26 protein-coding genes are annotated in these 25,866 nt (G+C 63.1%); 18 read left to right on the plus strand and 8 right to left on the minus strand.

Annotated elements, in window-relative coordinates; translation table 11 throughout:
* Positions 1–11: 11 nt before the first annotated feature.
* The 5 genes from X741_RS144660 (at position 12) to X741_RS144640 (ending at position 4,895) form a co-directional block, all read left to right on the plus strand.
* On the plus strand, positions 12–482 hold the full coding sequence (locus X741_RS144660) for a VOC family protein (protein WP_023779441.1): 471 nt from the start codon (positions 12–14) through the stop codon (positions 480–482).
* Between the two features lie 99 nt (positions 483–581).
* Entirely contained in the window at positions 582–2,174 is a 1,593-nt protein-coding gene (gene lnt / locus X741_RS144655; protein WP_023779442.1) for an apolipoprotein N-acyltransferase, read from the plus strand.
* Positions 2,175–2,312: 138 nt separating this feature from the next.
* Positions 2,313–2,732, plus strand: a complete 420-nt coding sequence (locus X741_RS144650) for a helix-turn-helix transcriptional regulator (RefSeq protein ID WP_031250313.1) — start codon at positions 2,313–2,315, stop codon at positions 2,730–2,732.
* 169 nt (positions 2,733–2,901) lie between these two features.
* Entirely contained in the window at positions 2,902–4,167 is a 1,266-nt protein-coding gene (gene metK, locus X741_RS144645) for a methionine adenosyltransferase (protein WP_013891273.1), read from the plus strand.
* 26 nt (positions 4,168–4,193) lie between these two features.
* Entirely contained in the window at positions 4,194–4,895 is a 702-nt protein-coding gene (locus X741_RS144640; protein ID WP_023779443.1) for a tRNA (guanosine(46)-N(7))-methyltransferase TrmB, read from the plus strand.
* Positions 4,896–4,924: 29 nt separating this feature from the next.
* On the opposite strand, the gene X741_RS1000000170510 is transcribed toward X741_RS144640, so the two are convergent.
* The gene (locus X741_RS1000000170510; RefSeq protein WP_023766979.1) at positions 4,925–5,089 is read right to left on the minus strand and encodes a hypothetical protein; all 165 of its coding nucleotides are present in this window, start codon (positions 5,087–5,089) and stop codon (positions 4,925–4,927) included.
* A 360-nt stretch (positions 5,090–5,449) separates the two neighbouring features.
* Here X741_RS1000000170510 and rimP point away from each other — a divergent pair, with 360 nt between their 5' ends.
* The 10 genes from rimP to X741_RS144590 all read left to right on the plus strand — a co-directional run bounded on the left by rimP (position 5,450) and on the right by X741_RS144590 (position 17,650).
* Positions 5,450–6,094 (plus strand): ribosome maturation factor RimP, encoded by a 645-nt coding sequence (gene rimP, locus X741_RS144635; RefSeq protein ID WP_031250314.1) that lies wholly within the window; start codon positions 5,450–5,452, stop codon positions 6,092–6,094.
* A 49-nt stretch (positions 6,095–6,143) separates the two neighbouring features.
* Positions 6,144–7,739 (plus strand): transcription termination factor NusA, encoded by a 1,596-nt coding sequence (gene nusA, locus X741_RS144630; protein ID WP_013891269.1) that lies wholly within the window; start codon positions 6,144–6,146, stop codon positions 7,737–7,739.
* Between the two features lie 38 nt (positions 7,740–7,777).
* The gene (locus X741_RS144625; protein ID WP_023779446.1) at positions 7,778–8,428 is read left to right on the plus strand and encodes an RNA-binding protein; all 651 of its coding nucleotides are present in this window, start codon (positions 7,778–7,780) and stop codon (positions 8,426–8,428) included.
* Positions 8,425–11,007 (plus strand): translation initiation factor IF-2, encoded by a 2,583-nt coding sequence (gene infB, locus X741_RS144620; protein WP_023779447.1) that lies wholly within the window; start codon positions 8,425–8,427, stop codon positions 11,005–11,007. The genes X741_RS144625 and infB overlap by 4 nt, the downstream gene beginning before the upstream one ends.
* A gap of 126 nt (positions 11,008–11,133) precedes the next feature.
* On the plus strand, positions 11,134–11,559 hold the full coding sequence (rbfA, locus tag X741_RS144615; protein WP_031250315.1) for a 30S ribosome-binding factor RbfA: 426 nt from the start codon (positions 11,134–11,136) through the stop codon (positions 11,557–11,559).
* Positions 11,559–12,551, plus strand: coding sequence for a tRNA pseudouridine(55) synthase TruB (gene truB, locus X741_RS144610; protein ID WP_023779449.1), 993 nt, complete (start codon positions 11,559–11,561; stop codon positions 12,549–12,551). Before rbfA ends, truB begins: the two co-directional genes overlap by 1 nt.
* A gap of 44 nt (positions 12,552–12,595) precedes the next feature.
* The gene (corA, locus tag X741_RS144605) at positions 12,596–13,690 is read left to right on the plus strand and encodes a magnesium/cobalt transporter CorA (RefSeq protein ID WP_023779450.1); all 1,095 of its coding nucleotides are present in this window, start codon (positions 12,596–12,598) and stop codon (positions 13,688–13,690) included.
* A 77-nt stretch (positions 13,691–13,767) separates the two neighbouring features.
* Positions 13,768–14,142, plus strand: coding sequence for a 30S ribosomal protein S15 (rpsO, locus tag X741_RS144600; RefSeq protein ID WP_280940350.1), 375 nt, complete (start codon positions 13,768–13,770; stop codon positions 14,140–14,142).
* 277 nt (positions 14,143–14,419) lie between these two features.
* Entirely contained in the window at positions 14,420–16,567 is a 2,148-nt protein-coding gene (gene pnp / locus X741_RS144595) for a polyribonucleotide nucleotidyltransferase (protein WP_023779451.1), read from the plus strand.
* 69 nt (positions 16,568–16,636) lie between these two features.
* On the plus strand, positions 16,637–17,650 hold the full coding sequence (locus tag X741_RS144590; protein ID WP_023779452.1) for a class I SAM-dependent methyltransferase: 1,014 nt from the start codon (positions 16,637–16,639) through the stop codon (positions 17,648–17,650).
* Positions 17,651–17,668: 18 nt separating this feature from the next.
* On the opposite strand, the gene X741_RS144585 is transcribed toward X741_RS144590, so the two are convergent.
* The 4 genes from X741_RS144585 to fabA all read right to left on the minus strand — a co-directional run bounded on the left by X741_RS144585 (position 17,669) and on the right by fabA (position 21,991).
* Positions 17,669–19,213, minus strand: coding sequence for a bifunctional diguanylate cyclase/phosphodiesterase (locus X741_RS144585; RefSeq protein WP_023779453.1), 1,545 nt, complete (start codon positions 19,211–19,213; stop codon positions 17,669–17,671).
* Positions 19,214–19,341: 128 nt separating this feature from the next.
* Positions 19,342–20,154: an enoyl-ACP reductase FabI gene (fabI, locus tag X741_RS144580; RefSeq protein ID WP_023779454.1), complete on the minus strand. Its 813-nt coding sequence runs from the start codon at positions 20,152–20,154 to the stop codon at positions 19,342–19,344.
* 51 nt (positions 20,155–20,205) lie between these two features.
* A complete protein-coding gene (fabB, locus tag X741_RS144575) occupies positions 20,206–21,426 on the minus strand; it encodes a beta-ketoacyl-ACP synthase I (protein WP_023766968.1) in 1,221 nt (406 codons plus the stop codon).
* 49 nt (positions 21,427–21,475) lie between these two features.
* Positions 21,476–21,991 carry a 3-hydroxyacyl-[acyl-carrier-protein] dehydratase FabA gene (gene fabA, locus X741_RS144570; RefSeq protein ID WP_023766967.1) on the minus strand — a complete coding sequence of 172 codons (516 nt, stop codon included), beginning with the start codon at positions 21,989–21,991 and terminating at the stop codon, positions 21,476–21,478.
* Between the two features lie 241 nt (positions 21,992–22,232).
* Between fabA and irrA the strand changes: the two genes are divergently transcribed.
* Complete coding sequence (irrA, locus tag X741_RS144565) at positions 22,233–22,700, plus strand: iron response transcriptional regulator IrrA (protein WP_032928142.1); 468 nt, start codon at positions 22,233–22,235, stop codon at positions 22,698–22,700.
* 22 nt (positions 22,701–22,722) lie between these two features.
* A complete protein-coding gene (locus tag X741_RS144560) occupies positions 22,723–23,103 on the plus strand; it encodes a DUF4260 domain-containing protein (protein ID WP_023779456.1) in 381 nt (126 codons plus the stop codon).
* Here the strand turns inward: X741_RS144560 and X741_RS144555 are convergent.
* Positions 23,093–23,653, minus strand: coding sequence for an SH3 domain-containing protein (locus tag X741_RS144555; protein WP_023779457.1), 561 nt, complete (start codon positions 23,651–23,653; stop codon positions 23,093–23,095). The genes X741_RS144560 and X741_RS144555 overlap by 11 nt on opposite strands.
* 148 nt (positions 23,654–23,801) lie before the next feature.
* On the opposite strand from X741_RS144555, the gene X741_RS144550 reads away from it, so the two are divergent.
* Positions 23,802–24,803 carry a D-glycerate dehydrogenase gene (locus tag X741_RS144550; protein ID WP_023766963.1) on the plus strand — a complete coding sequence of 334 codons (1,002 nt, stop codon included), beginning with the start codon at positions 23,802–23,804 and terminating at the stop codon, positions 24,801–24,803.
* Here the strand turns inward: X741_RS144550 and X741_RS1000000167650 are convergent.
* Positions 24,793–25,380 (minus strand): GNAT family N-acetyltransferase, encoded by a 588-nt coding sequence (locus tag X741_RS1000000167650; RefSeq protein WP_023779458.1) that lies wholly within the window; start codon positions 25,378–25,380, stop codon positions 24,793–24,795. The two genes, X741_RS144550 and X741_RS1000000167650, sit on opposite strands and share 11 nt — an antisense overlap.
* Positions 25,377–25,865 carry a GNAT family N-acetyltransferase gene (locus X741_RS144545; RefSeq protein ID WP_031250318.1) on the minus strand — a complete coding sequence of 163 codons (489 nt, stop codon included), beginning with the start codon at positions 25,863–25,865 and terminating at the stop codon, positions 25,377–25,379. The genes X741_RS1000000167650 and X741_RS144545 overlap by 4 nt, the downstream gene beginning before the upstream one ends.
* Between the last annotated feature and the right edge of the window lies 1 nt (position 25,866).

A 25,866-nucleotide genomic window follows, 5' to 3' on the forward strand; every position in this document is an offset into this window, starting at 1 on the left:
TCGCGCGCTCGATGACGATCGACGACCCGTTCAAGCATGCGAGCCTGGGTTCCGGTGTCTTCTACAGGGATCCGCGCGCTGCGCTGGATTGGCTCGAAGCGGCTTTCGGCTTCGAGCGCAGCATGGTGGTCAGCGATGCCGAGGGCAAGCTCGTCCACGCCGAGATGCGGTTCGGCGATTGCACCATCATCGTCGATTCCGAATGGAGCGACTATGTCGCCAGCCCCGTTTCGGTCTCGGGCAAGAACACGCAGTCGGTCTATGTCAGACTGAAGGTCGGACTGGATGGCCATTGCGAGCAGGCGCGGGCGGCCGGTGCTGTAATAATCCAGGAGCCGGCGGACCGGTTCTACGGCGAACGCCAGTATCGGGCGCGCGATCCCGAAGGCCACGTCTGGACTTTCTCGCAGACGATCCGCGTCGTGTCCCGCGAGGAGGCCGAACGGCTTGGTGGCGTGCGGATAGAAGGCTGGCACCGGTAGTCGCCTTGGTGGGAAACCGTGGTCGACCGGCCGGCGTTTGGAGCGCGGACCGCGGCCTGTTAAATCTTTCTTCCTGATTCGCACGACTCGGAAGTATGCATGGTGCGCCTTGCCGGCCGGATAATTCTGCTTTGGGGTTGGCGGCGCGCGCTCGTGGCCTTTCTCGCAGGCGCCCTGGCGGTGCTTGGCCAGGCGCCATACGATTTCTTCGCCGCTTGCTTCATCTCGTTTCCGGTGCTGGTCTGGTTGCTCGACGGCGCGACCGGCGAAGCCTCCGGCAGCCTGGTCCGGCGCCTGCGGCCGGCTTTTGCCGTCGGCTGGTGGTTCGGCTTCGGCTATTTCCTCGCCGGTCTCTGGTGGATCGGTTCGGCGTTGCTGGTCGAGGCCGACAGCTTTGCCTGGGCGCTTCCGTTCGCGGTGGTCGGCATTCCCTTCGCGCTCGCCTTTTTCTATGGCTTTGCAACGGTGGTCGCCCGGCTTTTGTGGAGCAGCGACATCGGCCGCATCGCGGCACTCGCCTTCGGCTTCGCGCTGGCGGAGTGGCTGCGCGGCTTCTTGTTCACAGGTTTTCCCTGGAATGCGATCGGCTACGCGGCGATGCCCGTGCCCCTTCTGATGCAGAGCGTCTCGGTGACCGGCATGATCGGCATGAACGCGCTCGCCGTGTTCCTCTTCGCGCTGCCGGCGCTGCTGGCGGCGCGCCGGCACCTGCGCCTTGGGGCGGCGCTGTTTGTCGCCCTCGCCGCGGCCCATGTCGGCTTCGGCTATGTCAGGCTCGCCGCTCCCGAAAAACCTGCGGATCGCAGCTTGAATGTCCGCATCGTTCAGCCGGCCGTGGACCTGTCGGAGAAGTGGGACGCCTCGGTGCGCGATCGCATCTTCGCCACCTTGCTGGGCCTGTCCGCCAAGGCGCCGGACCCCGGTCACGACAAGCCGCAGCTGATCCTGTGGCCGGAAACATCGGTGCCGTTCCTTTTCACCGAGCGCCCTGACGCGTTGACGGCGCTGGGCGACATGCTGGGCGACGGCCAGATGCTGATCGCCGGCGTCGTTCGCGAGGAAGGCGGCTCGGCCGCCGGCGCCGACAGCCGCTATTATAATTCGGTGGTGGCGATCGACGACAAGGGTGAAATCGCCGATGCCGTCGACAAGGTCCATCTGGTGCCGTTCGGCGAGTACCTGCCTTTTGCCGACCTGCTCAGCCGTTTCGGCATCGAACAGCTCGTCGCCGGGCCGATGACGTTCACGGCCGGCAACGAGCGCCACGCCATCACGCTGCCGGGCGGCCTCCGTGCCCTGCCATTTATCTGTTATGAGGTGATCTTTCCCGACCTGGTGGCAGTTGACGCTACGTCAGCACAGCTTATTGTGAACGTTACCAATGATGCCTGGTTCGGCGACACGCCGGGGCCGTATCAGCATTTCAGGCAGGCTCAGATTCGCGCTGTGGAGAACGGGTTGCCCTTGTTGCGTGCCGCCAACAACGGCATCTCGGCCGTTGTCGACCAACGTGGGCGCATCGTCGATGCGCTGGCGATCGACGCGCGCGGGGCCATCGATGTGAAGGTGCCTATTGCCGAACAGACAGTCGTTTCCGAGGGTCAGCGACGCATTAACGGAATGCTGATCACGTTGCTGTTTGCGCTGGGCGGGGCACTGTTGAACGTAAGGCAAAGGCTACGGGTGAATTGACAGTTGGCACATTAGAAACTCATACTGTACCGCCTGAAATTTCTCGAAGCCGGTGGATCATACTGTTGGGGCAGTCGCCTCCGGCTTTGTTTGGGCGAGAAAAAAATCACAAAGCCGAAAAAATTCGGCGAGGAAAAAATGACAGAAGAAAACAAGAAGAAACCAAATCCCATAGACATCCACGTTGGAAGCCGCGTCCGGCTTCGCCGCAATATGCTCGGAATGAGCCAGGAAAAGCTGGGCGAGAATCTCGGCATCACATTTCAACAGATCCAGAAGTATGAAAAGGGCACCAACCGCGTCGGCGCCAGCCGCCTGCAGGCGATTGCTTCCATACTCGGCGTGCCCGTCGCCTTCTTTTTCGAGGATGCGCCAGGCCAGGAATCCTCGGCCAACCGCGGTTTTGCCGAGGATGCGTCAATGGCTTTCGCCGTCGAATTCTGCGGCAGTCCAGAGGGACTCCAGCTCAACCGTGCCTTTGTCAAGATCGCCGACGTCAAGGTGCGCCGCAGGATCATCGACCTTGTGAAGTCGCTCGCTGCCGACGATCTCGACTGATCCGTAATGCGCTTCGAACCGGCGGCACCGCGCCGCCGGTGGCATAAAATATCGGCTCCGACATTCATGCCAAGACGGCGGCGACGCTTGACGAGCAGCGCTTTGCCCCGCTAACACGTGGCGCGCCAAAATCGGCAGCCTGCCGATCGTTTTTCAAGAGGGGACACCCGTGACGCGGCAGAACTACTTCTTTACCTCGGAATCCGTTGCCGAGGGCCATCCCGACAAAGTCTGTGACCGGATTTCCGACGAGATTGTCGATCTGGTCTACCGTGAGGCCAAGAAGACCGGCATGGACCCGTGGAAAGTCCGCGTCGCCTGCGAGACCTTGGCGACCACCAACCGCGTCGTCATCGCCGGCGAGGTGCGCGTTCCCGAGACGCTGCTGAAGAAGGACAAGGCCGGCAACGTCCTCATGGACGCGGCGGGCCACCCTGTCGTGAATCCGGCGAAGTTCAAATCTGTCGCCCGCAAGGCTATCCGCGAGATCGGCTACGAACAGGCCGGTTTCCACTGGAAGACGGCGAAGATCGAAGTCCTCCTGCATGGCCAGTCGCCTGACATCGGCCAGGGCGTCGACAACGCCGCCGATCGCCAGGGCGAAGAAGGTGCCGGCGATCAGGGCATCATGTTCGGCTATGCCTGCCGCGAAACGCCGGACCTGATGCCGGCGCCGATCTACTACAGCCACAAGATCCTCGAACTTCTGGCCGCCGCCCGTCACCAGAACAATGGCGAGGCCGGCAAACTCGGGCCGGACGCCAAGAGCCAGGTCACCGTCCGTTACGTCGACGGCAAGGCCGCCGAGGCCACGCAGATCGTGCTGTCGACCCAGCATCTGGATTCAAGCTGGGATTCCAAGAAGGTCCGCAAGGTCGTCGAACCCTACATCCGCGAGGCGCTTGGCGACCTCAAGATCGCCGACGACTGCATGTGGTACATCAACCCGACCGGCAAGTTCGTCATTGGCGGACCGGACGGCGATGCCGGGCTGACCGGCCGCAAGATCATTGTCGATACCTATGGCGGTGCGGCACCGCACGGCGGCGGCGCCTTCTCCGGCAAGGACACCACCAAGGTCGACCGTTCGGCGGCCTACGCGGCGCGCTATCTGGCCAAGAATGTCGTGGCGGCCAAGCTTGCCGACCGCTGCACCATCCAGCTTTCCTACGCCATCGGCGTCGCCCAGCCCTTGTCGGTCTATGTCGACCTGCACGGCACCGGCAAGGTCGACGAGGCAAAGCTCGAGGATGCGCTGCGCACCGTGATGGACCTGTCGCCATCAGGCATCCGCCGTCATCTCGATCTCAACAAGCCGATCTATGCCAAGACGTCGTCTTATGGCCATTTCGGCCGCAAGGCTGGCCGTGACGGGTCCTTCTCCTGGGAGAAGACCGATCTGGCCAAGGCGCTCAAGGATGCTGTCGCGGCCTGAGCGCCCGACAGATCCTGCGGCACCAGATGAGCCCCGAAGACAGGCCAAGCCGTGCGACCGAAGCCTTCTTCGGCCGTCGGCGCGGCAAGCCGGTCCGCCCGCAGCAGGCGGCGGCGCTGGAAAGCGGTCTCGGCACCTACCGGCTCGATCTGACGGCTGAAGCGCCGTCGGATCTGCGCACCTTGTTTGAGGCCGATGTCTCGGCCGTCCGCCTTGAGATCGGCTTTGGCGGCGGCGAACATCTTCTGCACCGCGCCATCGAGGCGCCGACAACCGGATTTGTCGGCGTCGAGCCCTTCGTCAATGGCATGGCCAAGATGATGATGGCGGTTAGGCAGCGGCCGCTGGCCAATCTGCGTGTCTTCGATGACGATGCCACCCGGCTGCTCGATTGGCTGCCGCCGGCCTCGCTCGACGGCATCGATCTTCTCTACCCGGATCCCTGGCCGAAGAAGAAGCATTGGAAGCGGCGATTCGTCAGTGCGGTCAATCTCGACCGCTTCGCGCGCGTTCTGAAGCCAGGCTCAAAGTTCCGTTTCGCGTCCGACATCGACACTTATGTGAATTGGACGTTGCTGCATTGCCGGGCGCATGGCGCCTTCGTATGGCAGGCGGCGGATGCCGGCGACTGGAACAGCCCCTATGAGGGCTGGCCGGGTACGCGTTACGAGGCGAAGGCCATTCGCGAGGGCCGGCGGCCGGCCTATCTGACCTTTGTCAGGAAATAGGTGCCGTCACGGCGCCTCCCGCCGGATTTTCAGAAACGGCCGATCCTGTTGAAGATAGCCGGATCCATGTCCAGCTTGCGCTGGTCGTCGGCACGCGGCTTGCGGCCGGCTTCCACGGCGCGCGAGGCGGCGACCGCGCCGCCGAATGCGGTGAAGAGGTCGCCCAAGGCGGAAAATAGTCTGCGGTTGCCCATGATCTTGTCCTTTCGCGCGCCACAGCGCCGCGTCTGTTCGTGTCGTGGCTAACAAATAAGGGCGCCCTCCCGCCTCTCACAGGGGGATTGTCGCATGGGCGCCATGCGCCTGGAGCAATGCTGATGCCGTCAGGGCTTTTGCCGACCTTGCACGGCGGGCTGTCACGGCGGGCTTGAAACACAGGCGGTGTTCGTTTATATCAGCCTCAAATTCTTGGTCGGTATGACGAAGAGTGGGTCCACCCGGTCCCGCTCTTTTTTATTACCTGCCGGGTGCATCGGCCGAAAAGTGCGAAGCGGTTTTCGGATGGTTCCGATGCGCAAACTAAAGAACATTGCGAAACGAACGACAGGCAATTGATGACTTCAATGACAAGCGAAGGTGACGACCGCATCATCCGCGAGAGCGGTATCGATGCGCGCATCGCGCTGATCATCCAGCCGGTGCTGCGCGGCATCGGCTTTCGCCTCGTGCGCGTGCATCTGTCCGGCCAGAACGGCTTGACGCTGCAGATCATGGCCGAGCGCGAGGACGGCACCATGACCGTCGAGGATTGCGAAGAGGTCAGCCGCGCGGTGTCGCCGGCGCTCGACGTCGACGATCCGATCGAGAAGGCGTATCATCTCGAAGTCTCTTCGCCCGGCATCGATCGGCCGCTGGTGCGCAAATCGGATTTCGTGACCTGGACCGGCCATCTGGTGAAGATGGAAACATCGGTCATCGTCGCCGATCGCAAGCGTTTCAAGGGCAAGATCGCCGAGGCTGGTGAGAAAGATGTGCTCATCGAGCGCGACAAGGCGGCCTATGGCGAGGAGCCGACGGTGCGCGTGCCCTACGACGCCATTTCCGAGACTCGGTTGATCCTGACCGACGACCTCATTCGCGATGCGTTGTCGAAGGACAACAGGGCGCGCAAGGAAGCCAAGAAACGCCGCGGCGAGCCGGACGACGTGCCCGAGGGTACGGAAGCGGACGCCACGGAAGAACACGAACAGGAAAGTTGATTGAGCTGCCGGGCGTAAAAGCCCGGCTGACAGGCTCGGGAGAAAAAACATGGTTGTAAGCGCCAACAGACTCGAACTGCTGCAGATTGCCGACGCGGTCGCGCGTGAAAAGTCGATCGACAAGTCGATCGTCATCGCCGCCATGGCCGATGCGATCCAGAAGGCGGCGCGCTCGCGTTACGGCCAGGAGACCAACATCCGCGCCGACATCAATCCCAACACCGGTGAGATGAAGCTGCAGCGGCTGATGGAAGTGGTCGAGAAAGTCGATGACTACGCCACGCAGATCGCCATTTCCTCGGCGCGCGAGCGCAATCCCGACGCCCAGCTCGGCGACTTCATCGCCGAACAGCTGCCGCCGATGGATTTCGGCCGCATCGCCGCCCAGTCGGCCAAGCAGGTCATCGTGCAGAAGGTGCGCGAGGCCGAGCGCGACCGCCAGTATGACGAGTACAAGGACCGCATCGGCGAGATCGTCAACGGTACCGTCAAGCGCGTCGAGTATGGCAACGTCATCGTCGATCTCGGCCGTGGCGAGGCGATCATCCGCCGCGACGAGCTGATCCCGCGCGAAAATTACAAATATGGCGACCGCGTCCGCGCCTATGTCTACGACGTGCGCCGCGAGCAGCGCGGCCCGCAGATATTCCTGTCGCGCACCCATCCGCAGTTCATGGCCAAGCTCTTCACCATGGAAGTGCCGGAAATCTACGACGGCATCATCGAGATCAAGTCGGTCGCCCGCGACCCGGGCTCGCGCGCCAAGATCGCCGTCATCTCGCGTGACAGTTCGATCGATCCGGTCGGCGCCTGCGTCGGTATGCGCGGCAGCCGCGTCCAGGCCGTCGTCGGCGAATTGCAGGGCGAGAAGATCGACATCATTCCGTGGTCGCCCTCGGCCGCCTCCTTCATCGTCAACGCGCTGCAGCCGGCCGAAGTCGCCAAGGTCGTGCTCGACGAGGACGCGGAGCGCATCGAAGTGGTGGTTCCCGACGATCAGCTGTCGCTGGCCATCGGCCGCCGCGGCCAGAACGTGCGTCTCGCCTCGCAGCTCACCGGCTGGGATATCGACATCCTGACCGAGGCAGAGGAGTCCGAACGCCGCCAGAAGGAATTCGTCGAGCGCTCGGCGCTGTTCATGGAAGCCCTCGACGTCGACGAGATGGTCGGCCAGGTGTTGGCCTCGGAAGGCTTCACCAGCGTCGAGGAAGTCGCCTATGTCGATGCCGGCGAAATCGCCTCGATCGACGGCTTCGATGAGGACACCGCGTCGGAAATCCAGACCCGCGCCCGCGAATATCTCGAGAAGATCGAAGCCGAGCATGACGACAAGCGCAAGGCGCTGGGCGTCTCGGACGAGCTGCGTGAAATCCCCGGCATCACCACCGCCATGATGGTGACGCTCGGCGAGGACGGCGTGAAGACGATCGAGGATTTCGCCGGCTATGCCGCCGACGACCTGACCGGTTGGAAGGAACGCAAGGACGGCGAGACCAAGGTGTATCCCGGCGTTCTGGCCAATCATGGCGTTTCGCGCGCCGATGCCGAGCAGATGGTGCTGAATGCCCGTCTCAAGGCCGGCTGGATCACCGAAGACGAGCTTGCAGCCGAGGAAGCCCCGGCTGACGAAGCCGTTGGTGCGTGAGGTGAAACCGCATCGCACACAACCCGCCCTTGGACGAGATGAACGATCGCACCTGCATCGTCACCCGCAAGCAGGCCGAACCGGATGAATTGATCCGGTTCGTCGTCGGCCCGGATTCGGCCGTCGTTCCGGATCTCAAGAGAAATCTGCCCGGCCGCGGTTGCTGGGTGAGTGCCGACCGCCTACATATCGAGAAGGCGGCGGCGAAGAACCTCTTTGCCCGCGCCTTTAAGGCACAGGTGGTCTTGCCGCCCGATCTGGGCGGCATGGTCGATGGGCTGCTTTCCAGATCCGCTCTGGGTATGCTGGGCCTCGCCCGCAAGGCAGGCGCGATTTCTCTTGGTGCCACCAAAGTCGAGAGCGCGGTGCGCGGTGGACTGGCACTTTTCGTGCTCCACGCGACCGAGGCCTCCGACGACGGCGTGCGCAAGATCAGCCAGGCGCGGCGGGCGACCGTCCATATCGGCGGCCCCTCCATCCTTGCCTACAAACTTTTCTCCGAGGCCGAGTTGAGCTTGGCATTGGGGGGTACAAATGTGATACATGCTGCCGTCCTCGCGGGAGACGCGGGTAAGGCGGTCCAGAAGCGCATAGTTGCGCTTGACCGATATCGGGGCGGTACCCCGGACGATCTGGCAATGCTTGCGGCCGTTGCTGACGAAGATGATGCTGCAGAGGATATGGAATGAGCGATACGAAATCGGGCGACGACAAGACGTTGAGCGTTACGCCGAAGAAGACCTTGACGTTGAAGCGCCCCGGCATGGAACAGGGCACCGTGCGCCAGAACTTCTCGCATGGCCGTACCAAGTCGGTCGTGGTCGAGACTAAGAAGCGCAAGTTCTCGCTGCCCGGCGACAAGCCGGAGCCGGTTGCTGCTGCCCCTGCGCCCGTCTTCACGCCGAAGCCCGCGGCGGTCGTGGCCGCGCCACCCATGGTGCAGGAAGCGCCCAAGGCGCCTCCGCCTCCGCCGCCTCCGGTCGAGCGCAGCGGCATGGTGCTGAACGAACTGTCGCGCTCCGAAATGGAAGCGCGCCGCAGGGCGCTCGAAGGCTCCAAGGTCCGCGAGGTCGAGGACCGTCAGCGCGCCGCCGAGGAAGCCAAGCGCCGCGCCGAGGACGAAGAGCGCCGCAAGCGTGAGCGTGAGGAATCCGCGCGCCGTCAGGCCGAGGAAGAGGCACGCCTGCAGACGGAAGCCGAATCCCGCCGTCGTGCCGAGGAAGAGGCGCGCCGCCGCGCGCCGCTGGCAGCCGAGTTGGCAACCGCCGACGAGGAGGAAGAGGTCAAGCCGAAGCGGACAGGTGCCGGTGCGCCGGTGCGCCGCCCGGTCACGCCCGAAGTGGCGCGTCCGGCCAAGCCAACCAAAGGCGAGGAAGACCGCCGCCGTGGCAAGCTGACGCTGAACTCCGCGCTTTCCGACGAGGATGCGCGGGCCCGTTCGCTGTCGTCGATGCGCCGCCGCCAGGAAAAGTTCAAGCGCGCGATGCACAATGAGCCGCGCGAGAAAGTCATGCGCGAAGTGATCCTGCCCGAGACCATCACCATCCAGGAACTGGCGCAGCGCATGTCCGAACGTGCGGTCGATGTGGTCAAGTTCTTCATGAAGCAGGGCCAGATCCTGAAGCCGGGCGACGTCATCGACGCCGACACGGCCGAACTGGTCGCCACCGAATTCGGCCACACGGTCCGCCGCGTCGCCGAGTCCGACATCGAGGAAGGCCTGTTCAACATCGCCGACAATGCCGAGGACCTGGTGTCGCGTCCGCCGGTCGTGACCATCATGGGCCACGTCGACCACGGCAAGACCTCGCTGCTCGATGCCATCCGCAATGCCAATGTCGTCTCCGGCGAGGCCGGCGGCATCACCCAGCATATCGGCGCCTATCAGGTCGAGAAGAACGGTCAGAAGATCACCTTCATCGACACGCCCGGCCACGCCGCCTTCACGGCGATGCGCGCCCGCGGCGCCCAGGCCACCGACATCGCCATCCTGGTGGTGGCGGCCGACGACAGCGTGATGCCGCAGACGATCGAATCGATCAGCCATGCCAAGGCGGCCGGCGTTCCGATCATCGTGGCGATCAACAAGATCGACAAGCATGACGCCGATCCGCAGAAGGTTCGCTCCGAACTGCTGCGCCATGAGGTCTTCGTCGAATCCATGGGCGGTGAAGTGCTGGACGTCGAAGTGTCGGCGACCAAGGGCACCAATCTCGACAAGCTGCTCGAGGCGATCCTGTTGCAGGCCGAAATCCTCGACCTGAAGGCCAATCCGGACCGCACCGCCGAGGGCGTGGTCATCGAGGCGCAGCTCGACAAGGGCCGTGGTCCCGTCGCCACCGTGCTGGTGCAGACCGGCACCTTGATGCCGGGCGACATCCTCGTCGCCGGCAACGAATGGGGCCGGGTGCGTGCTCTGGTCAACGATCGCGGCGAGCAGATCAAGGAAGCACCGCCGGCAATGCCGGTCGAGGTGCTCGGCCTTCAGGGCACGCCGCAGGCCGGTGACCGCTTCGCCGTGGTCAACAACGAGGCCCGCGCCCGCGAGATCACCGAGTATCGCCAGCGTCTGGCCCGTGAGAAGGCGGTCGCCAGGCATGCCGGCCAGCGCGGCTCGCTCGAACAGATGATGTCGCAGTTGCAGACAAGCGGGCTGAAGGAATTCCCGCTGGTCATCAAGGGCGACGTGCAGGGTTCGATCGAGGCGATCAACGCGGCATTGGACAAGCTCGGCACCGACGAGGTGCGTGCGCGCATCGTCCACGCCGGCGCCGGCGCCATCACCGAAAGCGACGTCTCGCTGGCGGAAACGTCGGGTGCGGCGATCATCGGCTTCAACGTCCGCGCCAACGTGCAGGCACGTGCCGCCGCCGCGGCCGCTGGCATCGAGATCCGCTACTACTCGATCATCTACAACCTCGTGGATGACGTGAAGGCGGCTCTGTCGGGCCTGCTGTCGCCGGAGCGCCGCGAAACCTTCATCGGCAATGCCGAGATCCTCGAGATCTTCGACATCACCAAGGTCGGCAAGATCGCCGGCTGCCGTGTCACCGAAGGCAAGGTCGAGCGCGGTGCGGGCGTGCGCCTGATCCGCGACAACGTCGTCATCCACGAAGGCACGCTGAAGACCCTCAAGCGCTTCAAGGACGAGGTTTCGGAAGTCCCCGGCGGCCAGGAGTGCGGCATGGCCTTCCAGAACTACGAGGACATGCGGGTCGGCGACGTCATCGAGTGCTTCCGCGTCGAGATGGTGACCCGGACGCTCTGAGTTCGAGTGGCTTGTTAGTATCGGGCGGTGGTCGAAAGGCCGCCGCCCTCAAGCCTATTGAGAATGACTGTTTGAGACATGAGGCACGGTCCTATCCCGAGCCTCACGCTTTCAGGATTGAGAAAAATGCCCCGTTCCACCACATCCGGCCCATCCCAGCGCATGCTGCGCGTCGGCGAACAGGTGCGCCATGCGCTCTCCGAAACCTTGCAGCGCGGCGACATCATCGACCCGCTGATCGAGAATTCGGTCGTTTCGGTCTCCGAAGTGCGTATGTCGCCCGATCTCAAGATCGCCACTGCCTTTGTTTCTCCGCTCGGCGCCAAGGATGCCGAGGCCGTGATCGAGGCGCTCAACAAGCATGCGAAATTTGTGCGCGGCCGTGTCTCCGGCGCGCTTCGGCAAATGAAATACATGCCGGAGTTCCGCTTCAGGCTGGACACCTCCTTCGACAATTTCGCCAGGATCAACGACCTGCTGAAATCGCCCGAAGTGGCGCGTGATCTCGACGCGGACGACGACAGGAACAAAGAGGACGGGGACAGCGAATAATGGCGCGCCGAGGCAAGAAGAAGGGCCGGCCGGTCTCCGGCTGGGTGGTGCTGGACAAGCCTGTCGGCATGGGCTCGACCGAGGCCGTTTCCAAGATCAAATGGCTGTTCCAGGCCGAAAAGGCCGGCCATGCCGGCACGCTGGATCCGCTGGCGTCCGGCATGCTGCCGATCGCGCTCGGCGAAGCCACCAAGACCGTGCCCTATGTTCAGGACGGCGCCAAGGTCTATCGCTTCACCGTGGCCTGGGGGCAGGAGCGCTCGACCGACGACCTCGAAGGGCCGGTGACGAAAGAGGCTGACCAGCGGCCGTCGGAAGCCGAGGTCAGGGCGCTGCTTCCCAAATATACCGGCGTCATCATGCAGACGCCGCCGCAATTCTCCGCCATCAAGATTGCGGGCGAACGCGCCTACGACCTTGCCCGCGAGGGCGAGACGGTCGACATTCCGGCCCGCGAAATCGAGATCGGCCGTCTCGACATCGTCGAGCACGGTGCCGATCAGACCGTTTTCGAAGTCGAATGCGGCAAGGGCACCTATGTGCGCTCGCTGGCCCGCGACATGGGCCGCGATCTCGGCTGCTTCGGTCATATCAGCGAACTGCGCCGGGTCGAGGTCGAGCCGTTCACGCCGGAGGATTTCGTCACCGTCGCGGAACTCGAGGCGGCCCGTTTCGGCGCGCCGGGCGAAGACTTGGGGGGCCAAGACAAGTCGGAAACGGCGGATGCCGTCGACGTTGTGGAAGCGCCGATCGATTTCGGGGCGATCGATGCGCTTCTGGTCGATACGTCCGCCGCGCTCGACTGTCTGCCGCAGATCGCTCTCAGCGACGACGCGGCGACCAAGATCCGCCTCGGCAATCCGGTCATCATCCGTGGCCGCGACGCGCCTGTGGAAGCCGAGGAAGCTTGCGCCACGGCACGTGGCAAGCTGGTCGCCATCGGCGCTATCGAGCAAGGCATGTTCAAGCCCAAGCGGGTCTTTGCCGGGTGACGGCTGTCGTCTAATCTCGGTTTCATTCTACGCTCGAGGGGCACATGGCAAAGGCCGAGGCGGTGAAAAAGCGGACGCCGGTGAAGACGCGGCGGCCACCGGTCGGGGCCTCGCCAGGCACGCTGATCGCCGATCCGGCGGCGCGCCGTTCGGAACTGCGGCTGACGATGATCTCGCCGCAAAAGTACAAGACCATCGAAAACGCCAGCGTCGACGATATCGAAGCCAATTGCCGCAAATGGCCTGTCATCTGGCTCGACTGCACCGGTCTCGCCAACATCCAGCTGATCGAGGAGATCGGCCGCATCTTCAGTCTGCATCCGCTTGCGCTGGAGGACGTCGTCAACTCCGGCCAGCGGCCAAAGGTCGACTTCTTCGAAGATCATGCCTTCGTCGTCGTCCGCATGATCGACGATGTCACTTCGCATCGCTATGAACAGATTGGCCTCTTCGTCGGCGAGAACTTCGTCGTCACCTTCCAGGAGCGCGAGGGCGACCCGTTCGACCCCGTGCGCAAGCGCATCGAGAGTTCGGCGCCCAACCGGTTGCGGGCGCGCGGCGCCGATTATCTTGCCTATGCGCTGATCGACGCCATCGTCGACAGCTATTTCCCGCCGATCGAGGCGGCCGGCGATCTGGTCGACAGCATCGAGGACGAGATGCTGCACTCACCGCACAAGCATCAGATGCGGCAGCTGCACGAATTGCGGCGCGACGCCAATGTCCTCAAAGGCGTGCTGTGGCCGATGCGCGATGCGCTGGCAACGCTGATCCGCAACGACGTGCCTTATGTGAAGGCCGAAACCAAGGTTTTCCTCAACGACACGCTCGACCATTCGCTCAGGCTGATCGAACTGGTCGAGACCCAGCGCGACATGCTGACCGGGCTGATCGAGATGCATCTGTCGCTGAGCCAGGCACGCACCAACGACGTCATCAGCTATCTCACCATCGTTTCGGTCATTTTCATGCCGCTCACCTTCCTGGTCGGCGTCTGGGGCATGAATTTCGATCCTGAATCCTCGCCATGGAACATGCCGGAGCTGAAGTCCTACTACGGCTATCCCGTATCGCTCCTGTTCATGGCAGTTGTGGCGGTCGGGCTGATTGCCTTCTTCAAGTGGAAGAAATGGCTTTAGCAGCGACAAAACTTGCCATTTGGGCTGGAAAAGCCGGCTTGTGAATTGGGCTGGTGTTTTCCGGGGAATTGCACTATATGCGCCGCAGCATAGCGCCACGACGCTTTGCTTGCACCGGCCCCTGCTGGACGACATCCCGGCTGAGGGCGACCCGTTTCCTCGAACAGATAAGGAAAAGCACGATGTCGATTACTGCCGAGCGCAAACAGGAATTGATGGGTGAATTCGCAACCGCCAAGGGCGATACCGGTTCTCCGGAAGTCCAGGTGGCCATCCTTTCCGAGCGCATCAAGAACCTGACCGATCACTTCAAGGACCACAAGAAGGATAACCATTCCCGCCGTGGTCTGCTCGCCCTCGTCTCCCAGCGCCGCAGCCTGCTTGATTATCTCAAGCGCAAGGACGACGCGCGCTACCAGACGTTGATCGAGAAGCTCGGTCTGCGCCGTTGACGAATTGACTGGCGGGCTTTCCTCGGAAAGCCCGCCAGTCGCGCATTCTGCCAGTCTTATGGATTGGCCAGACCCGGTTTCGAGCGCGCAGAGGGCCACTCGAAACCGCCCATGGACGGTCATGGGGCAGGATTGCAGGACGCTCGCGCGCTCACCGCGCTGACACCACCCGAGCTTCCCGTTGTCTTGCCCGTGGCTGCCCGAGAAAGGAAGCCAGGGAAAGGGCATCCGCGCACCGTGAAACGGCGCGCCCCTTTCCGCTTATTAAGGACAAGATATGTTCAACCACCACAAAGTGGAAATCGAATGGGGCGGCCGTCCGCTCATCCTCGAAACCGGCAAGATCGCGCGCCAGGCCGATGGCGCAGTGCTCGCCACCTACGGCGAGACCAAGGTGCTGGCCACCGTCGTTTCGATGAAGGAGCCGAAGCCCGGCCTCGACTTCTTCCCGCTGACCGTCAACTACCAGGAAAAGACCTATGCCGCCGGCAAGATTCCGGGCGGCTATTTCAAGCGTGAGGGCCGTCCGAGCGAGAAGGAAACGCTGGTTTCCCGCCTCATCGACCGCCCGATCCGCCCGCTCTTCGCCGACGGTTACAAGAACGACACGCAGATCGTCGTCACCGTGGTCCAGCATGACCTCGAGAACGATCCGGACATCCTGTCCATCGTCGCCACCTCGGCCGCGCTGACCCTGTCGGGCGTTCCCTTCATGGGACCGGTTGGTGGTGCCCGCGTTGGTTACATCAACGGCGAATACGTTCTCAACCCGCACATCGACGAGATGCAGGAATCCAAGCTCGACCTCGTCGTCGCCGGCACTGCCGACGCCGTGCTGATGGTTGAGTCCGAAGCCAAGGAACTTGGCGAAGAGCTGATGCTCGGCGCCGTCATGTTCGGTCACAGGGGCTTCCAGCCGGTCATCGACGCCATCATCAAGCTGGCCGAGGTCGCCGCCAAGGAGCCGCGCGATTTCACGGCGCCGGACTATTCCGTGCTCGAAGCCGAGATGCTGAAGATCGTTGGTGACGAGCTCAGCAACGCCTACAAGAACGTCGACAAGCAGAAGCGCTACGCCGCCGTCGACGCCGTCAAGGCAAAGGTCAAGGCAGCCTTCGCCCCGGCCGAAGGCGAAGAGGCCAAGTACACGTCCGAGCAGATCGGTTCGGTGTTCAAGGAACTGCAGGCCAAGGTCGTGCGCTGGAACATCCTCGACACCGGCTCGCGCATCGATGGCCGCGACTTGAAGACGGTTCGCAAGATCGTTTCCGAAGTCGGCGTGCTGCCGCGCACCCACGGTTCGGCGCTGTTCACCCGCGGTGAGACCCAGGCGCTGGTCGTCGCCACGCTCGGCACCGGCGAGGACGAGCAGTATGTCGATTCGCTGACCGGCATGTACAAGGAGAAGTTCCTCCTTCACTACAACTTCCCTCCCTATTCCGTCGGTGAGACCGGCCGCATGGGTTCGCCGGGCCGCCGCGAAATCGGCCACGGCAAGCTCGCCTGGCGCGCCATCCGCCCGATGCTGCCGAGCGCCGACCAGTTCCCCTACACGCTGCGCGTCGTCTCCGAGATCACCGAGTCCAACGGCTCGTCCTCGATGGCCACCGTCTGCGGCACCTCGCTGGCGCTGATGGATGCCGGCGTTCCGCTGGCCAAGCCCGTCGCCGGTATCGCCATGGGCCTGATCAAGGAAGGCGAGCGCTTCGCCGTTCTGTCCGACATCCTGGGTGACGAAGATCACCTCGGTGATATGGACTTCAAGGTCGCCGGCACCACCAGCGGCATCACTTCGCTGCAGATGGATATCAAGATCGAAGGCATCACCGAGGAGATCATGAAGATCGCGCTGGACCAGGCCAAGGATGGCCGCCAGCACATTCTCGGCGAAATGGCTCATGCCCTGACCGGTGCCCGCCCTGAACTCGGTGAGTTCGCGCCGCGCATCGAGGTCATGCACATCCCGACCGACAAGATCCGCGACGTCATCGGCTCGGGCGGCAAGGTCATCCGCGAGATCGTCGAGAAGACCGGCGCCAAGATCAACATCGAGGACGACGGCACGGTCAAGATCGCTTCCTCGAACGCCAAGGAGATCGAGGCGGCGAAGAAGTGGATCCACACCATCGTCGCCGAGCCGGAAGTCGGCGAAATCTACGAAGGCACGGTCGTCAAGACCGCTGACTTCGGCGCCTTCGTCAATTTCTTCGGTCCCCGCGACGGCCTGGTCCACATCTCGCAGCTCGCCAACGAGCGCGTTGCCAAGACCTCCGACGTCGTCAAGGAAGGCGACAAGGTCTGGGTCAAGCTGATGGGCTTCGACGAGCGCGGCAAGGTCCGCCTGTCGATGAAGGTCGTCGACCAGGCCTCGGGCAAGGAAATCGTCCGTGACAAGAAGTCCGAAGGCGAAGAAGACGCCGCCTGAGCGGTCTGACAGGAAAATCGAAGCGGGCGCGGCTTATGTCGCGCCCGCTTTCGTTTATGGAGCAAAGGCATGTCCGCTGAGGCGCTGAAGACGCTGTTCCATCCGTTCGAGGCCGAGGCCATCGCTCTGCCGCGAGAGAATGAGCGCATGCTCTTCCTCGGCGCCGAGCCTGGCCTGCGGCTGCCGCAGGGTTTCGAGACCGCGCTGCATCTCGTGCAGGGCTTCCGCCCGCATTTCCGCGCGTTACAGGCGGCGAAATTCACGGTTACGCCGCAACCGGAGGGCGACGGTTTCGATGCCGCGCTGGTGCTCGCCGGCCGCCATCGCGGGCAGAACGAGCTGCGCATCGCGGAAGCGCTGGAGCGCGTGGTGCCGGGCGGATTGATCGTCGTTGCCGGCGGCAAGGATGACGGCATCGCCAGCCTGCGCAAGCGCATCGACGAGCTTGTCCCGCTCGACGGCCATATGCCGAAATATCACGGCATCGCCTTCTGGCTGAGCCGTCCTGCCGATCCGGCGGCCGCACAAGAGTTGCGTGCCGCCAATCCCGTCTTACTGGTTGAAGGCCGGTTCCACACCGCGCCCGGCATGTTCTCCTTTGATCGGATCGACGCCGGCTCGAAACTGTTGGTGGATAATTTGCCCGGCGACCTGCGTGGCAACATCGCCGATTTCTGTGCCGGCTGGGGTTATGTGGCGGCGGAAGTCGCTTCACGTGCCCCTGGCATAACGGCGCTTGACCTCTATGAAGCGGATTTCGCTGCGCTGGAGGCGGCCAAGCGCAATCTCGGCGCGGCGGCCTTTGTGCCGGGTTTCTTCTGGACGGATCTGCTCGCCGAACCGGTCGAGCGCCGCTATGACGCCATCGTCATGAACCCGCCCTTCCATCGTGCCCGTGCGGCTGAGCCGGAAATCGGCGCCGGCATGATCCATGCGGCAGGCAAGGCGTTGAAGCCAGGCGGGCGGCTGTTCATGGTCGCCAATCGCCAGCTGCCTTACGAGCCGGTTCTCAAGGCCGCCTTCTCCAGCCACGCTGAACTTGCCCGCGACGGTATGTTCAAGGTGTTGTCCGCGCGTCGCTGAAACGATGCGAGGTTGCGTTCAATGCAGACTGGCGACGCGCCGGACTTCATCGGTGGCGTGCGCGTCACCCATGCTGAACTTGAGCGGAGCCGGCCGGCCGAACAAATAGCCTTGCACGACTTCGCAGCCAGCCGCCCGCAGCAGCGTCGCCTGGCTCTCGGTCTCGACGCCTTCGGCGATGATGCTGACGCCGAGTGCACGCGAGAGCCCGACAATAGTCGAGACGACCGCGCCCGAGCTGGAATCGGTGTCGATGCGGCTGACGAAGGAACGGTCGATCTTGAGCTTGCCGAACGAGAAGTCGATGAGATAGCTGAGGTTCGAATAGCCGGTGCCGAAATCATCGACGGCGACCGAGATGCCCATTTCGGCAAGCTCTTTCAGGATGGCGGCTGCACGGTCGCGATCCTGCATCATCGCCGTCTCGGTGACTTCCAGTTCCAGCCGTGACGGCTTGATACCTGTGGCCCGCATCGTGTCGCGAACGACACCGACGAAGTCCTTGGTCATGAACTGGACCGGCGAGATGTTGACGGCGACGAAGCAGTCGTCCGGTAGATGGCGGGCGTCGCTGCAGGCTTTGCGCAGAACCCATTCGCCGATCGGATTGATCATCCCGGTTTCCTCGGCGATCTGGATGAACTCCATGGGCGGGATCATGCCGCGTTCGGGGTGGTTCCAGCGGATCAGGGCTTCATAGCCGACGATGCGGCCGGTCGGCAGGTCGAGCTGCGGCTGATAGTGAAGGTCGAAATCCCCGCGTTCGAAAGCAGTGTGCAACTCGGATTCGACCCATTGGCGATAATCGGCGACACGCCCCATCTCGCTGTCGAAGACCGACCAGTTGCCGACGCCGCCGGCGCGCGCATTCTGCAGCGCCAGGTTGGAGCGGCGCAGGATAAGCACCGGATCGACGCCATCCTTGGGCATGGCCACGATACCCACCGACAGGCTCACCGATTGCTGATGGCTGCTGAGTTCATAGGGCTCCATCATCTCGTCGAGGAGCCTCTCGACCATGCTTTCCATCGTTCCCGGGATCTGATGGTCGGGCAGCAGCACCGCGAACTCGCCGGCGCCGATGCGCCCGATCAGGGAGCGTGCGGGCACGCAGCTCTGCAGCCGCTTGGTGAAGGCGCGGATCAGCTCGTCGCCCTGGGTATAGCCGATCGCGTCGTTGATCTGCTTGAAGCGGTCGATGTCGATGTCGATCAGGAACACCGGTTCGCCGGTCCGGCTTGTCGTGCAGGCCGCCTCGGCGATCTTGCCGACCATCGCCGGGCGCCCCAGCAGCCCTGTCAGCTTGTCGAAATGGGTTTCGTTGAAGACGAAATCCGCCGATTCATCGACGCCGGCGAAGAAGGACATTGCCGCCACCGACGCCGCCAGCGCGCAAAGCGCAGCCATGATCGCGACCATCATGTCCGCCGATATGCCGGCAAACCCACCGCCGAGGCCGTACTTGAGACCCCAGATGCCAAGGACGAAACTGCCAATACCCGAACTTGCTATCGTGAGCAGTCGGAAGACTGGTGTTCGCTTTGGATCGCTGACGGCAGGCATTAAAAATCCCCAGACTGCGGGACTCTATAGCGGAAACCTTCTTAAAATGAGTTGCCGCGAATGCGTCCAATTTTACTGGAGAGCATCTTTTTTACTGAAGGCACTTCGGCTCAAGGCAAGGCGACGCTTCAGTCGCGCGTGCCATCCGTCTGCTTCAACTCGTCGAGCGTCGGCATTGAGACGATGTGGTAGCCTGAATCGACATAGTGGATTTCGCCGGTGACGCCCGAGGAGAGGTCCGACAACAAATATAGCGCCGAGCCGCCGACCTCGTCGATGGTTACCGTGCGACGCAGCGGCGAGTTGCGCTGCTGGTAGGAGAACATGTGGCGGGCGTCCGAAATACCGGCGCCGGCGAGCGTGCGGACCGGTCCCGCCGAGATGCCGTTCACCCGGATGCCGCGCGGGCCGTAATCATTGGCGAGGTAGCGCACGCTGGCCTCGAGTCCCGCTTTGGCGACACCCATGACATTATAGTTCGGCATGACGCGGACCGAGCCGGCATAGGTCAGCGTGATCATCGACCCGCCATCGTTCATCAACGCGGCCGCATGGCGGGCGATCTCGGTAAAGGAATAGCAGGAGATCACCATGGTGCGGACGAAGTTGTCGCGGCTGGTGTCCGCGTAGAGACCCTTAAGCTCATTCTTGTCGGAAAAGCCGATGGCATGGACGACGAAGTCGAGCCCGCCCCATTCCTTGTTAAGTATCTCGAACGTGGCGGCGACCGAAGCACTGTCCTCGACATCGCAGGGAACGACAAGTGCGGCGCCGAGCTTGTCGGCAAGCGGCTTGACCCGGCGGCCGAAGGCCTCGCCCTGGTAGGTGAAGGCGAGTTCCGCACCATGCTCGGACAGCTTCTTGGCAATGCCCCAGGCGATCGAATGATCGTTGGCGACGCCCATGACAAGCCCGCGCTTGCCCTTCATCAGTCCGTTCATGGCCGCCAAATCCTTATTTAAAATTGCTGGCCTTGTACAAAGACAATGGCCCTATGCGGAATAGCGCTGGAAAACGAGCGTCGCGTTGGTTCCACCGAAACCGAAGGAATTCGACAGAACGGTGTCGATCTTGGCATTGTCGATGCGCTTTCGCACGATCGGCATACCCTCGAATTCAGGATCGAGCGTCTCGATATGGGCGCTCTCGCCGATGAAGCCGCCTTGCATCATTAGGATCGAATAGATGGATTCCTGCACACCGGCCGCGCCCAGCGAATGGCCGGTCAGCGATTTCGTCGAGGTGATGAACGGCATCTTCTCGCCGAACACTTCGCGGATCGCGCCCATTTCCTTGGAATCGCCCACCGGCGTCGAGGTGCCGTGGGTGTTGATGTAATCGACCGGCGTGGAAACCGTCGACAGCGCCTGGCGCATGCAGCGGACGGCGCCTTCGCCTGACGGCGCGACCATGTCGTAACCGTCGGAGGTCGCGCCGTAGCCGACGATTTCGGCGTAGATCTTGGCGCCGCGCGCCTTGGCGTGCTCCAACTCTTCCAGCACCAGCACGCCGGCACCGCCGGCAATGACGAAGCCGTCGCGATTGACGTCATAAGCGCGCGAAGCGGTCGATGCCTTGTCGTTGAACTTGGACGACATGGCGCCCATGGCGTCGAACAGGTCCGACATCGTCCAGTCGAGATCCTCATGGCCGCCGGCAAAGACCATGTCCTGCTTGCCCCACTGGATCAGTTCGTAGCCATTGCCAATGCAATGCGCCGAGGTCGAGCAGGCCGACGAGATCGAATAGTTGACGCCGTGGATCTTGAACCATGTGGCCAAGGTGGCCGACGCGGTCGACGACATCGCTTTCGGCACCGCGAACGGGCCGATGCGCTTGGGACTGCCGTTCTTGAGCGTGGTTTCGGCCGCCTCCACGATGGTGCGGGTGGAAGGCCCGCCCGAGCCCATGACAATGCCGGTGCGTTCATTGGTGACGTCGTCCTCGCCGAGGCCCGCATCCGCGATCGCCTGGTCCATGGCGACGTGGTTCCAGGCCGCGCCCTGCGACAGGAAGCGCATCGCGCGGCGATCGATCATGGCGGACGGGTCGAGCGTCGGCGCTCCCCAGACCTGGCAGCGGAAGCCGTGCTCGGCGAAGGAATCGGAGAAGCTGATGCCGGATCTGGCGTCATGCAGCGAGGTCTGCACCTCGTTGGCATTGTTTCCGATCGACGACACGATGCCGATGCCTGTGACTACGACACGTCTCATTCGCAACTCCTTCCAGGGATGCTGGCCAGTGGATCGGCCAGGGCTGCGGTCAAGCGACCGCCGACTGCTTGGACAGACCGACTTTCAGGTCCGTCGCCGCATATATGGGCTCGCCATCCGCCTTCATCCAGCCATCGGCGATGCCCAGGACCAGCCGGCCGCGCATCACGCGCTTGAAATCAACGCCATATTCGACCTTCTTCACCGATGGGGTGACCATGCCCTTGAACTTGACCTCACCGGTCGACAGCGCCATTCCCTTGCCGGGTTCACCGAGCCAGCCGAGGTAGAAGCCGGTCAACTGCCACAGGGCGTCGAGGCCGAGGCATCCTGGCATGATCGGATTGCCGATGAAGTGACAGGCGAAGAACCAAAGATCTGGCTTGATGTCGAATTCCGCGCGGATGAAACCCTTGTCGAAAGCACCGCCCGTTTCACTGATCTCGGTGATGCGGTCGAACATCAGCATGGGCGGGTAGGGCAGCTGGGCATTGCCCTCTCCGAACAGCTCGCCGCGGGCGCAGGCCAGCAATTCGTCGTAGTCGTAGCTGGATTTACCCGCCATCAATCTCATCCCCATTCGTCCGGGCGGTAACGCGCCCTTGTCGTCGGTGTCCTAACACAATCTGTTTCAGGCCGGAAACCGGCGTTTGCGCTTAACCCGCCAGTCTGCCCGGGTCAATGCGCGCTATTGATCGCATTCCGGCGACAGAATATATGTCAACAGGGGTCCGGTTTCGGCAGACATTCATTTTTTTGCCATTCTGGGCGTGTCTTGAAGCGGGACTGTGAGCTTGGAAGACCAGATGGACCGGGGCTGCCGGAAGGAAAATGTCGCTGTGGACAGGCGGGTACGTGAAGCCGGCCTGAGGCCGACGCGTCAGCGCATCGCGCTGGCCGACCTGCTCTTCGCCAAGGGCGACCGCCATTTGTCGGCCGAGGAACTGCATGAGGAGGCGCTGGCCGCCGGCGTGCCGGTATCGCTGGCCACCGTCTACAACGCGCTTCACCAGTTCACCCAGGCGGGGCTGCTGCGCATCCTCGCCGTCGAGGGCGCGAAAACCTATTTCGACACCAACACTTCCGACCACCACCATTTCTACATCGAGGGCGAAAACCGGATTTTCGACATCGCCAACGGCCCGGTGACGGTCACCAACCTGCCTGACCCGCCCGAGGGCATGGAAATCGCCAATGTCGATATCGTGGTGAGGCTGCGTCCCAAGCGCCGGGAATCACCGGCCGGCCCAGAACAGTCGGCGAAGCCAGAATAATCCGCTTGGCCGGACAATCGGGATGAAACCCCTCGACCTGATAATCCGGCTCGAATGGGCCGTCGTGGCGGTGGCCGCTATTGTCTTCTACGCTTTGTCGGGCATTTCCTGGTGGCTCTTTGCCGTGCTTATCCTGGCGCCGGATCTGTCGATGCTCGGCTACCTCGGCGGGCCGCGCCTTGGCGCGATAGCCTACAACGCCTTGCATATGCTGATCGCACCGGTGCTTCTGCTGCTCGCCGGCCACCTGCTGGGCAATGCGGCCGCCATCGCGGTCGCGCTGATCTGGATCGCCCACATCGCAATCGACCGTGCCTTAGGCTACGGCCTCAAGCTGTCGACCGGCTTTCAGGATACCCATCTCGGCCGCATCGGGCGCAAACCGGGGGCGTTCAGTCCTTGACCCGCTCGCCGGGATAGGCGCCCCACACCGCCGACTGGGCGAGCCAGCCGGTGTGGCCGCCAAGCGTCATTTCGCACCATTGGCCGTCGCAGGACTTGATCGTACCCATGACGCCCGGCTCGACGATCGCTATCACCCTGGCGTCCTTGTCCGGGCTGTTCAGAAGGTTGATCTGGGCACCCTTTCCGCGCTGCCAGGGCGCAATGATCGCGGTGCGCCGGCCAGAAAGCAGCGACTGGTTGATCCATCCTTCCGAACCGTCGGCATCACGCACGCGCCGCCACGTATCGAACTCCTGGATGATCTCCATCGGCAGGCCGGCCTTCATATACATCCAGTCGACCGAGTAATTGGCCCCCGGGCCGACGCGCGAGTTGACGCGGCCGGATTTCAGGCTGACGAATCGCGGCAGCGGAAGGCCGCTCGGCCCGAGGGTGACGGCGCCCTGGGCGGGTGCGGCCGCGCCCTGCGCCGCCGCGAGCGGAGAATAGAGGAGAGTGCCGAGAAATGCTGCGCTGAGGACCAGGCGAAGCGACGCGAAACCAGACACTTTCGTTCCTTTCGGCGCCGGCCTGATGGCTGCTGCGCCCCTTTTTCTTTGTCTTCGGCGGCACCGCTTGTTACATGGGTAAATCGGCTACCGCGACCGGCTTTCAGTTTCGCCGGTCTTGGTTAAAGAGGTCTCAACGAGGGAAACAATGCCAGGCAAAAAGAAGCCTCTCGTGGTCATCACGCGAAAGCTGCCCGACCCGGTCGAGACCCGTATGCGCGAACTGTTCGACGCGAGGCTGAATGTCGAGGACCGGCCGATGACGCAGCCGGAACTGGTTGCCGCGGTCAAGGAAGCCGACGTTCTGGTGCCGACCGTGACCGACCAGATCGACGCCGCACTGATCGCCCAGGCTGGCGACAACCTCAAACTGATCGCCAATTTCGGCAACGGCGTCGACAAGATCGACGTGGCGGCGGCGGCCAAGAAGGGCATCACGGTCACCAACACGCCCAACGTGCTCACCGAAGATACCGCCGACATGACCATGGCGCTGATGCTGGCGGTGCCGCGCCGGCTGGCGGAAGGCGCCAACGTGCTGACCGGCGACAAGAAATGGGCCGGCTGGTCGCCAACCTGGATGCTTGGCCGGCGCATCTGGGGCAAGCGGCTGGGCATTGTCGGCATGGGCCGCATCGGCACGGCCGTAGCGAGGCGGGCCAAGGCTTTCGGCCTTTCCATCCACTATCACAACCGCCATCGCGTGCTGCCGGCGGTCGAGGACGGGCTGGAGGCGACCTATTGGGAGAGCCTCGACCAGATGCTGGCCCGTATGGACATCATCTCGGTCAATTGCCCGTCGACGCCAGCCACCTTCCATCTCCTGTCGGCGCGGCGGCTGGCCTTGCTGCAGCCGACGGCCTATATCGTCAACACCGCGCGCGGCGACATCATCGATGAGGAAGCGCTGGTCAAGCTGATCCAGGACGGCAAGATCGCCGGCGCCGGCCTCGACGTCTACGAGCACGAGCCGGCGCTCAATGGCAAGCTGCTCAAGCTTGCCGCCAGGAACAAGGTCGTGCTGTTGCCGCATATGGGTTCGGCGACGCTGGAGGGCCGTATCGATATGGGAGAGAAGGTCATCATCAACATCCGGGCATTCGTCGACGGCCATAGACCGCCGGATCGCGTGCTGCCGCTCAGGACGTAGTCAAGTCGCGTTTCATCATCAGCCATTCGCGCGGCCCGCTCCTGCCGCCATAGGCAACCCAGGGAAGTCTGTCGGCAACGGCAAACCCCAGCCTTTCGTAGACGGAAATGGCCGGCAGGTTTGTGTCCTCGACGACCAGGCACAGGCCTTTTGCCCCAGCAACGCCAGCCAGTTCGCCCGCTCGCGAAAGTAAGCCGGTGGCAAGTCCTCTGCCACGGAACTCGGAATAGACGGCAACCGCAAGGACTGACCAGTAGCCGGCGAGCCTGGTTTCCAGCGTAACGAGCGGCATCAGCGCCGGTGACACCTCGATGGCATGATCTTGATTGTGCGAAAGCATCTCTCCGACCAAGCCGCCGGCGATGGTGCCATCGACTTCGACAAGATGCGCCTTGGAAAAATGATAGGGCGAACCGGCGTCTGCGGATGCCGCGCGCCGGGCCGCTTCAAGGACCGCATGGTCGTCCCCGCTGCTGTTCATCCAGCTCTCGAGATCGATGCCATGTCCGGCAATATCCACGATCGCGGCGACGTGTAACGCATCGTTCCTTTGTGCCGGACGGATGTGCACGCTCATGAAACACTCTTTCGCATGGTGAGCGAGGTCGGCCTGCTGTAGCCCTCATGCGCCGTCCGTTCGGTCTCGTGAAAGCCGAGGCGGGCAAAGGCAGCGTGATTGGCGGTGAGCTCGATCCGCGTCTGAAGCTCCAGCGCCGTCTTGCCGCGGTCGAGCGCAAGAATTTCGACCGCCCGCATCAGCTGCCGGCCGATGCCTTGTCCTTGGCAGTCCGGCTCGACGGCGAGCTTGCCGACGTAGAAGTCGTCAGTCCTTTCGATGGCAAAGACGCAGCCGACGATCCTGTCGCCGTCGAGAGCCACGAAGCCGGTCTCCAGGCGGGCCTTGTCGCGCAGGGAAACGACTGTGAGCCGGTGAGCCGATGACGGCGGGTCGATGACGCCGTCCATGAAGGTGAAGGCGCGCATGATGAGTGCGAGCACGTCATCCCAGCGATCGAAGTCGGCCGGGATTCGGGTAATCGAGGGCGCCGCGGTCCGCGCCAAG

Origin of the sequence: Mesorhizobium sp. LNHC221B00 (genome assembly GCF_000502935.1) — a bacterium.
In the GTDB taxonomy this organism is placed as follows: Bacteria; Pseudomonadota; Alphaproteobacteria; order Rhizobiales; family Rhizobiaceae; genus Mesorhizobium; species Mesorhizobium opportunistum.

Coding starts and splice junctions, on each gene's coding strand:
- X741_RS1000000170510 (WP_023766979.1), bottom strand. CDS start 5,089: ATGGGCAACCGCAGACTATTTTCCGCCTTGGGCGACCTCTTCACCGCA.
- X741_RS144625 (WP_023779446.1), top strand. CDS start 7,778: ATGAACGATCGCACCTGCATCGTCACCCGCAAGCAGGCCGAACCGGAT.
- X741_RS144640 (WP_023779443.1), top strand. CDS start 4,194: ATGAGCCCCGAAGACAGGCCAAGCCGTGCGACCGAAGCCTTCTTCGGC.
- infB (WP_023779447.1), top strand. CDS start 8,425: ATGAGCGATACGAAATCGGGCGACGACAAGACGTTGAGCGTTACGCCG.
- corA (WP_023779450.1), top strand. CDS start 12,596: ATGGCAAAGGCCGAGGCGGTGAAAAAGCGGACGCCGGTGAAGACGCGG.
- X741_RS144560 (WP_023779456.1), top strand. CDS start 22,723: ATGAAACCCCTCGACCTGATAATCCGGCTCGAATGGGCCGTCGTGGCG.
- rimP (WP_031250314.1), top strand. CDS start 5,450: ATGACTTCAATGACAAGCGAAGGTGACGACCGCATCATCCGCGAGAGC.
- lnt (WP_023779442.1), top strand. CDS start 582: ATGGTGCGCCTTGCCGGCCGGATAATTCTGCTTTGGGGTTGGCGGCGC.
- nusA (WP_013891269.1), top strand. CDS start 6,144: ATGGTTGTAAGCGCCAACAGACTCGAACTGCTGCAGATTGCCGACGCG.
- X741_RS144660 (WP_023779441.1), top strand. CDS start 12: ATGACGATCGACGACCCGTTCAAGCATGCGAGCCTGGGTTCCGGTGTC.
- fabI (WP_023779454.1), bottom strand. CDS start 20,154: ATGAACGGACTGATGAAGGGCAAGCGCGGGCTTGTCATGGGCGTCGCC.
- rpsO (WP_280940350.1), top strand. CDS start 13,768: ATGCGCCGCAGCATAGCGCCACGACGCTTTGCTTGCACCGGCCCCTGC.
- truB (WP_023779449.1), top strand. CDS start 11,559: ATGGCGCGCCGAGGCAAGAAGAAGGGCCGGCCGGTCTCCGGCTGGGTG.
- fabB (WP_023766968.1), bottom strand. CDS start 21,426: ATGAGACGTGTCGTAGTCACAGGCATCGGCATCGTGTCGTCGATCGGA.
- X741_RS144650 (WP_031250313.1), top strand. CDS start 2,313: ATGACAGAAGAAAACAAGAAGAAACCAAATCCCATAGACATCCACGTT.
- X741_RS144585 (WP_023779453.1), bottom strand. CDS start 19,213: ATGCCTGCCGTCAGCGATCCAAAGCGAACACCAGTCTTCCGACTGCTC.
- irrA (WP_032928142.1), top strand. CDS start 22,233: ATGGACCGGGGCTGCCGGAAGGAAAATGTCGCTGTGGACAGGCGGGTA.
- rbfA (WP_031250315.1), top strand. CDS start 11,134: ATGCCCCGTTCCACCACATCCGGCCCATCCCAGCGCATGCTGCGCGTC.
- X741_RS144550 (WP_023766963.1), top strand. CDS start 23,802: ATGCCAGGCAAAAAGAAGCCTCTCGTGGTCATCACGCGAAAGCTGCCC.
- fabA (WP_023766967.1), bottom strand. CDS start 21,991: ATGGCGGGTAAATCCAGCTACGACTACGACGAATTGCTGGCCTGCGCC.
- pnp (WP_023779451.1), top strand. CDS start 14,420: ATGTTCAACCACCACAAAGTGGAAATCGAATGGGGCGGCCGTCCGCTC.
- X741_RS144590 (WP_023779452.1), top strand. CDS start 16,637: ATGTCCGCTGAGGCGCTGAAGACGCTGTTCCATCCGTTCGAGGCCGAG.
- X741_RS1000000167650 (WP_023779458.1), bottom strand. CDS start 25,380: ATGAGCGTGCACATCCGTCCGGCACAAAGGAACGATGCGTTACACGTC.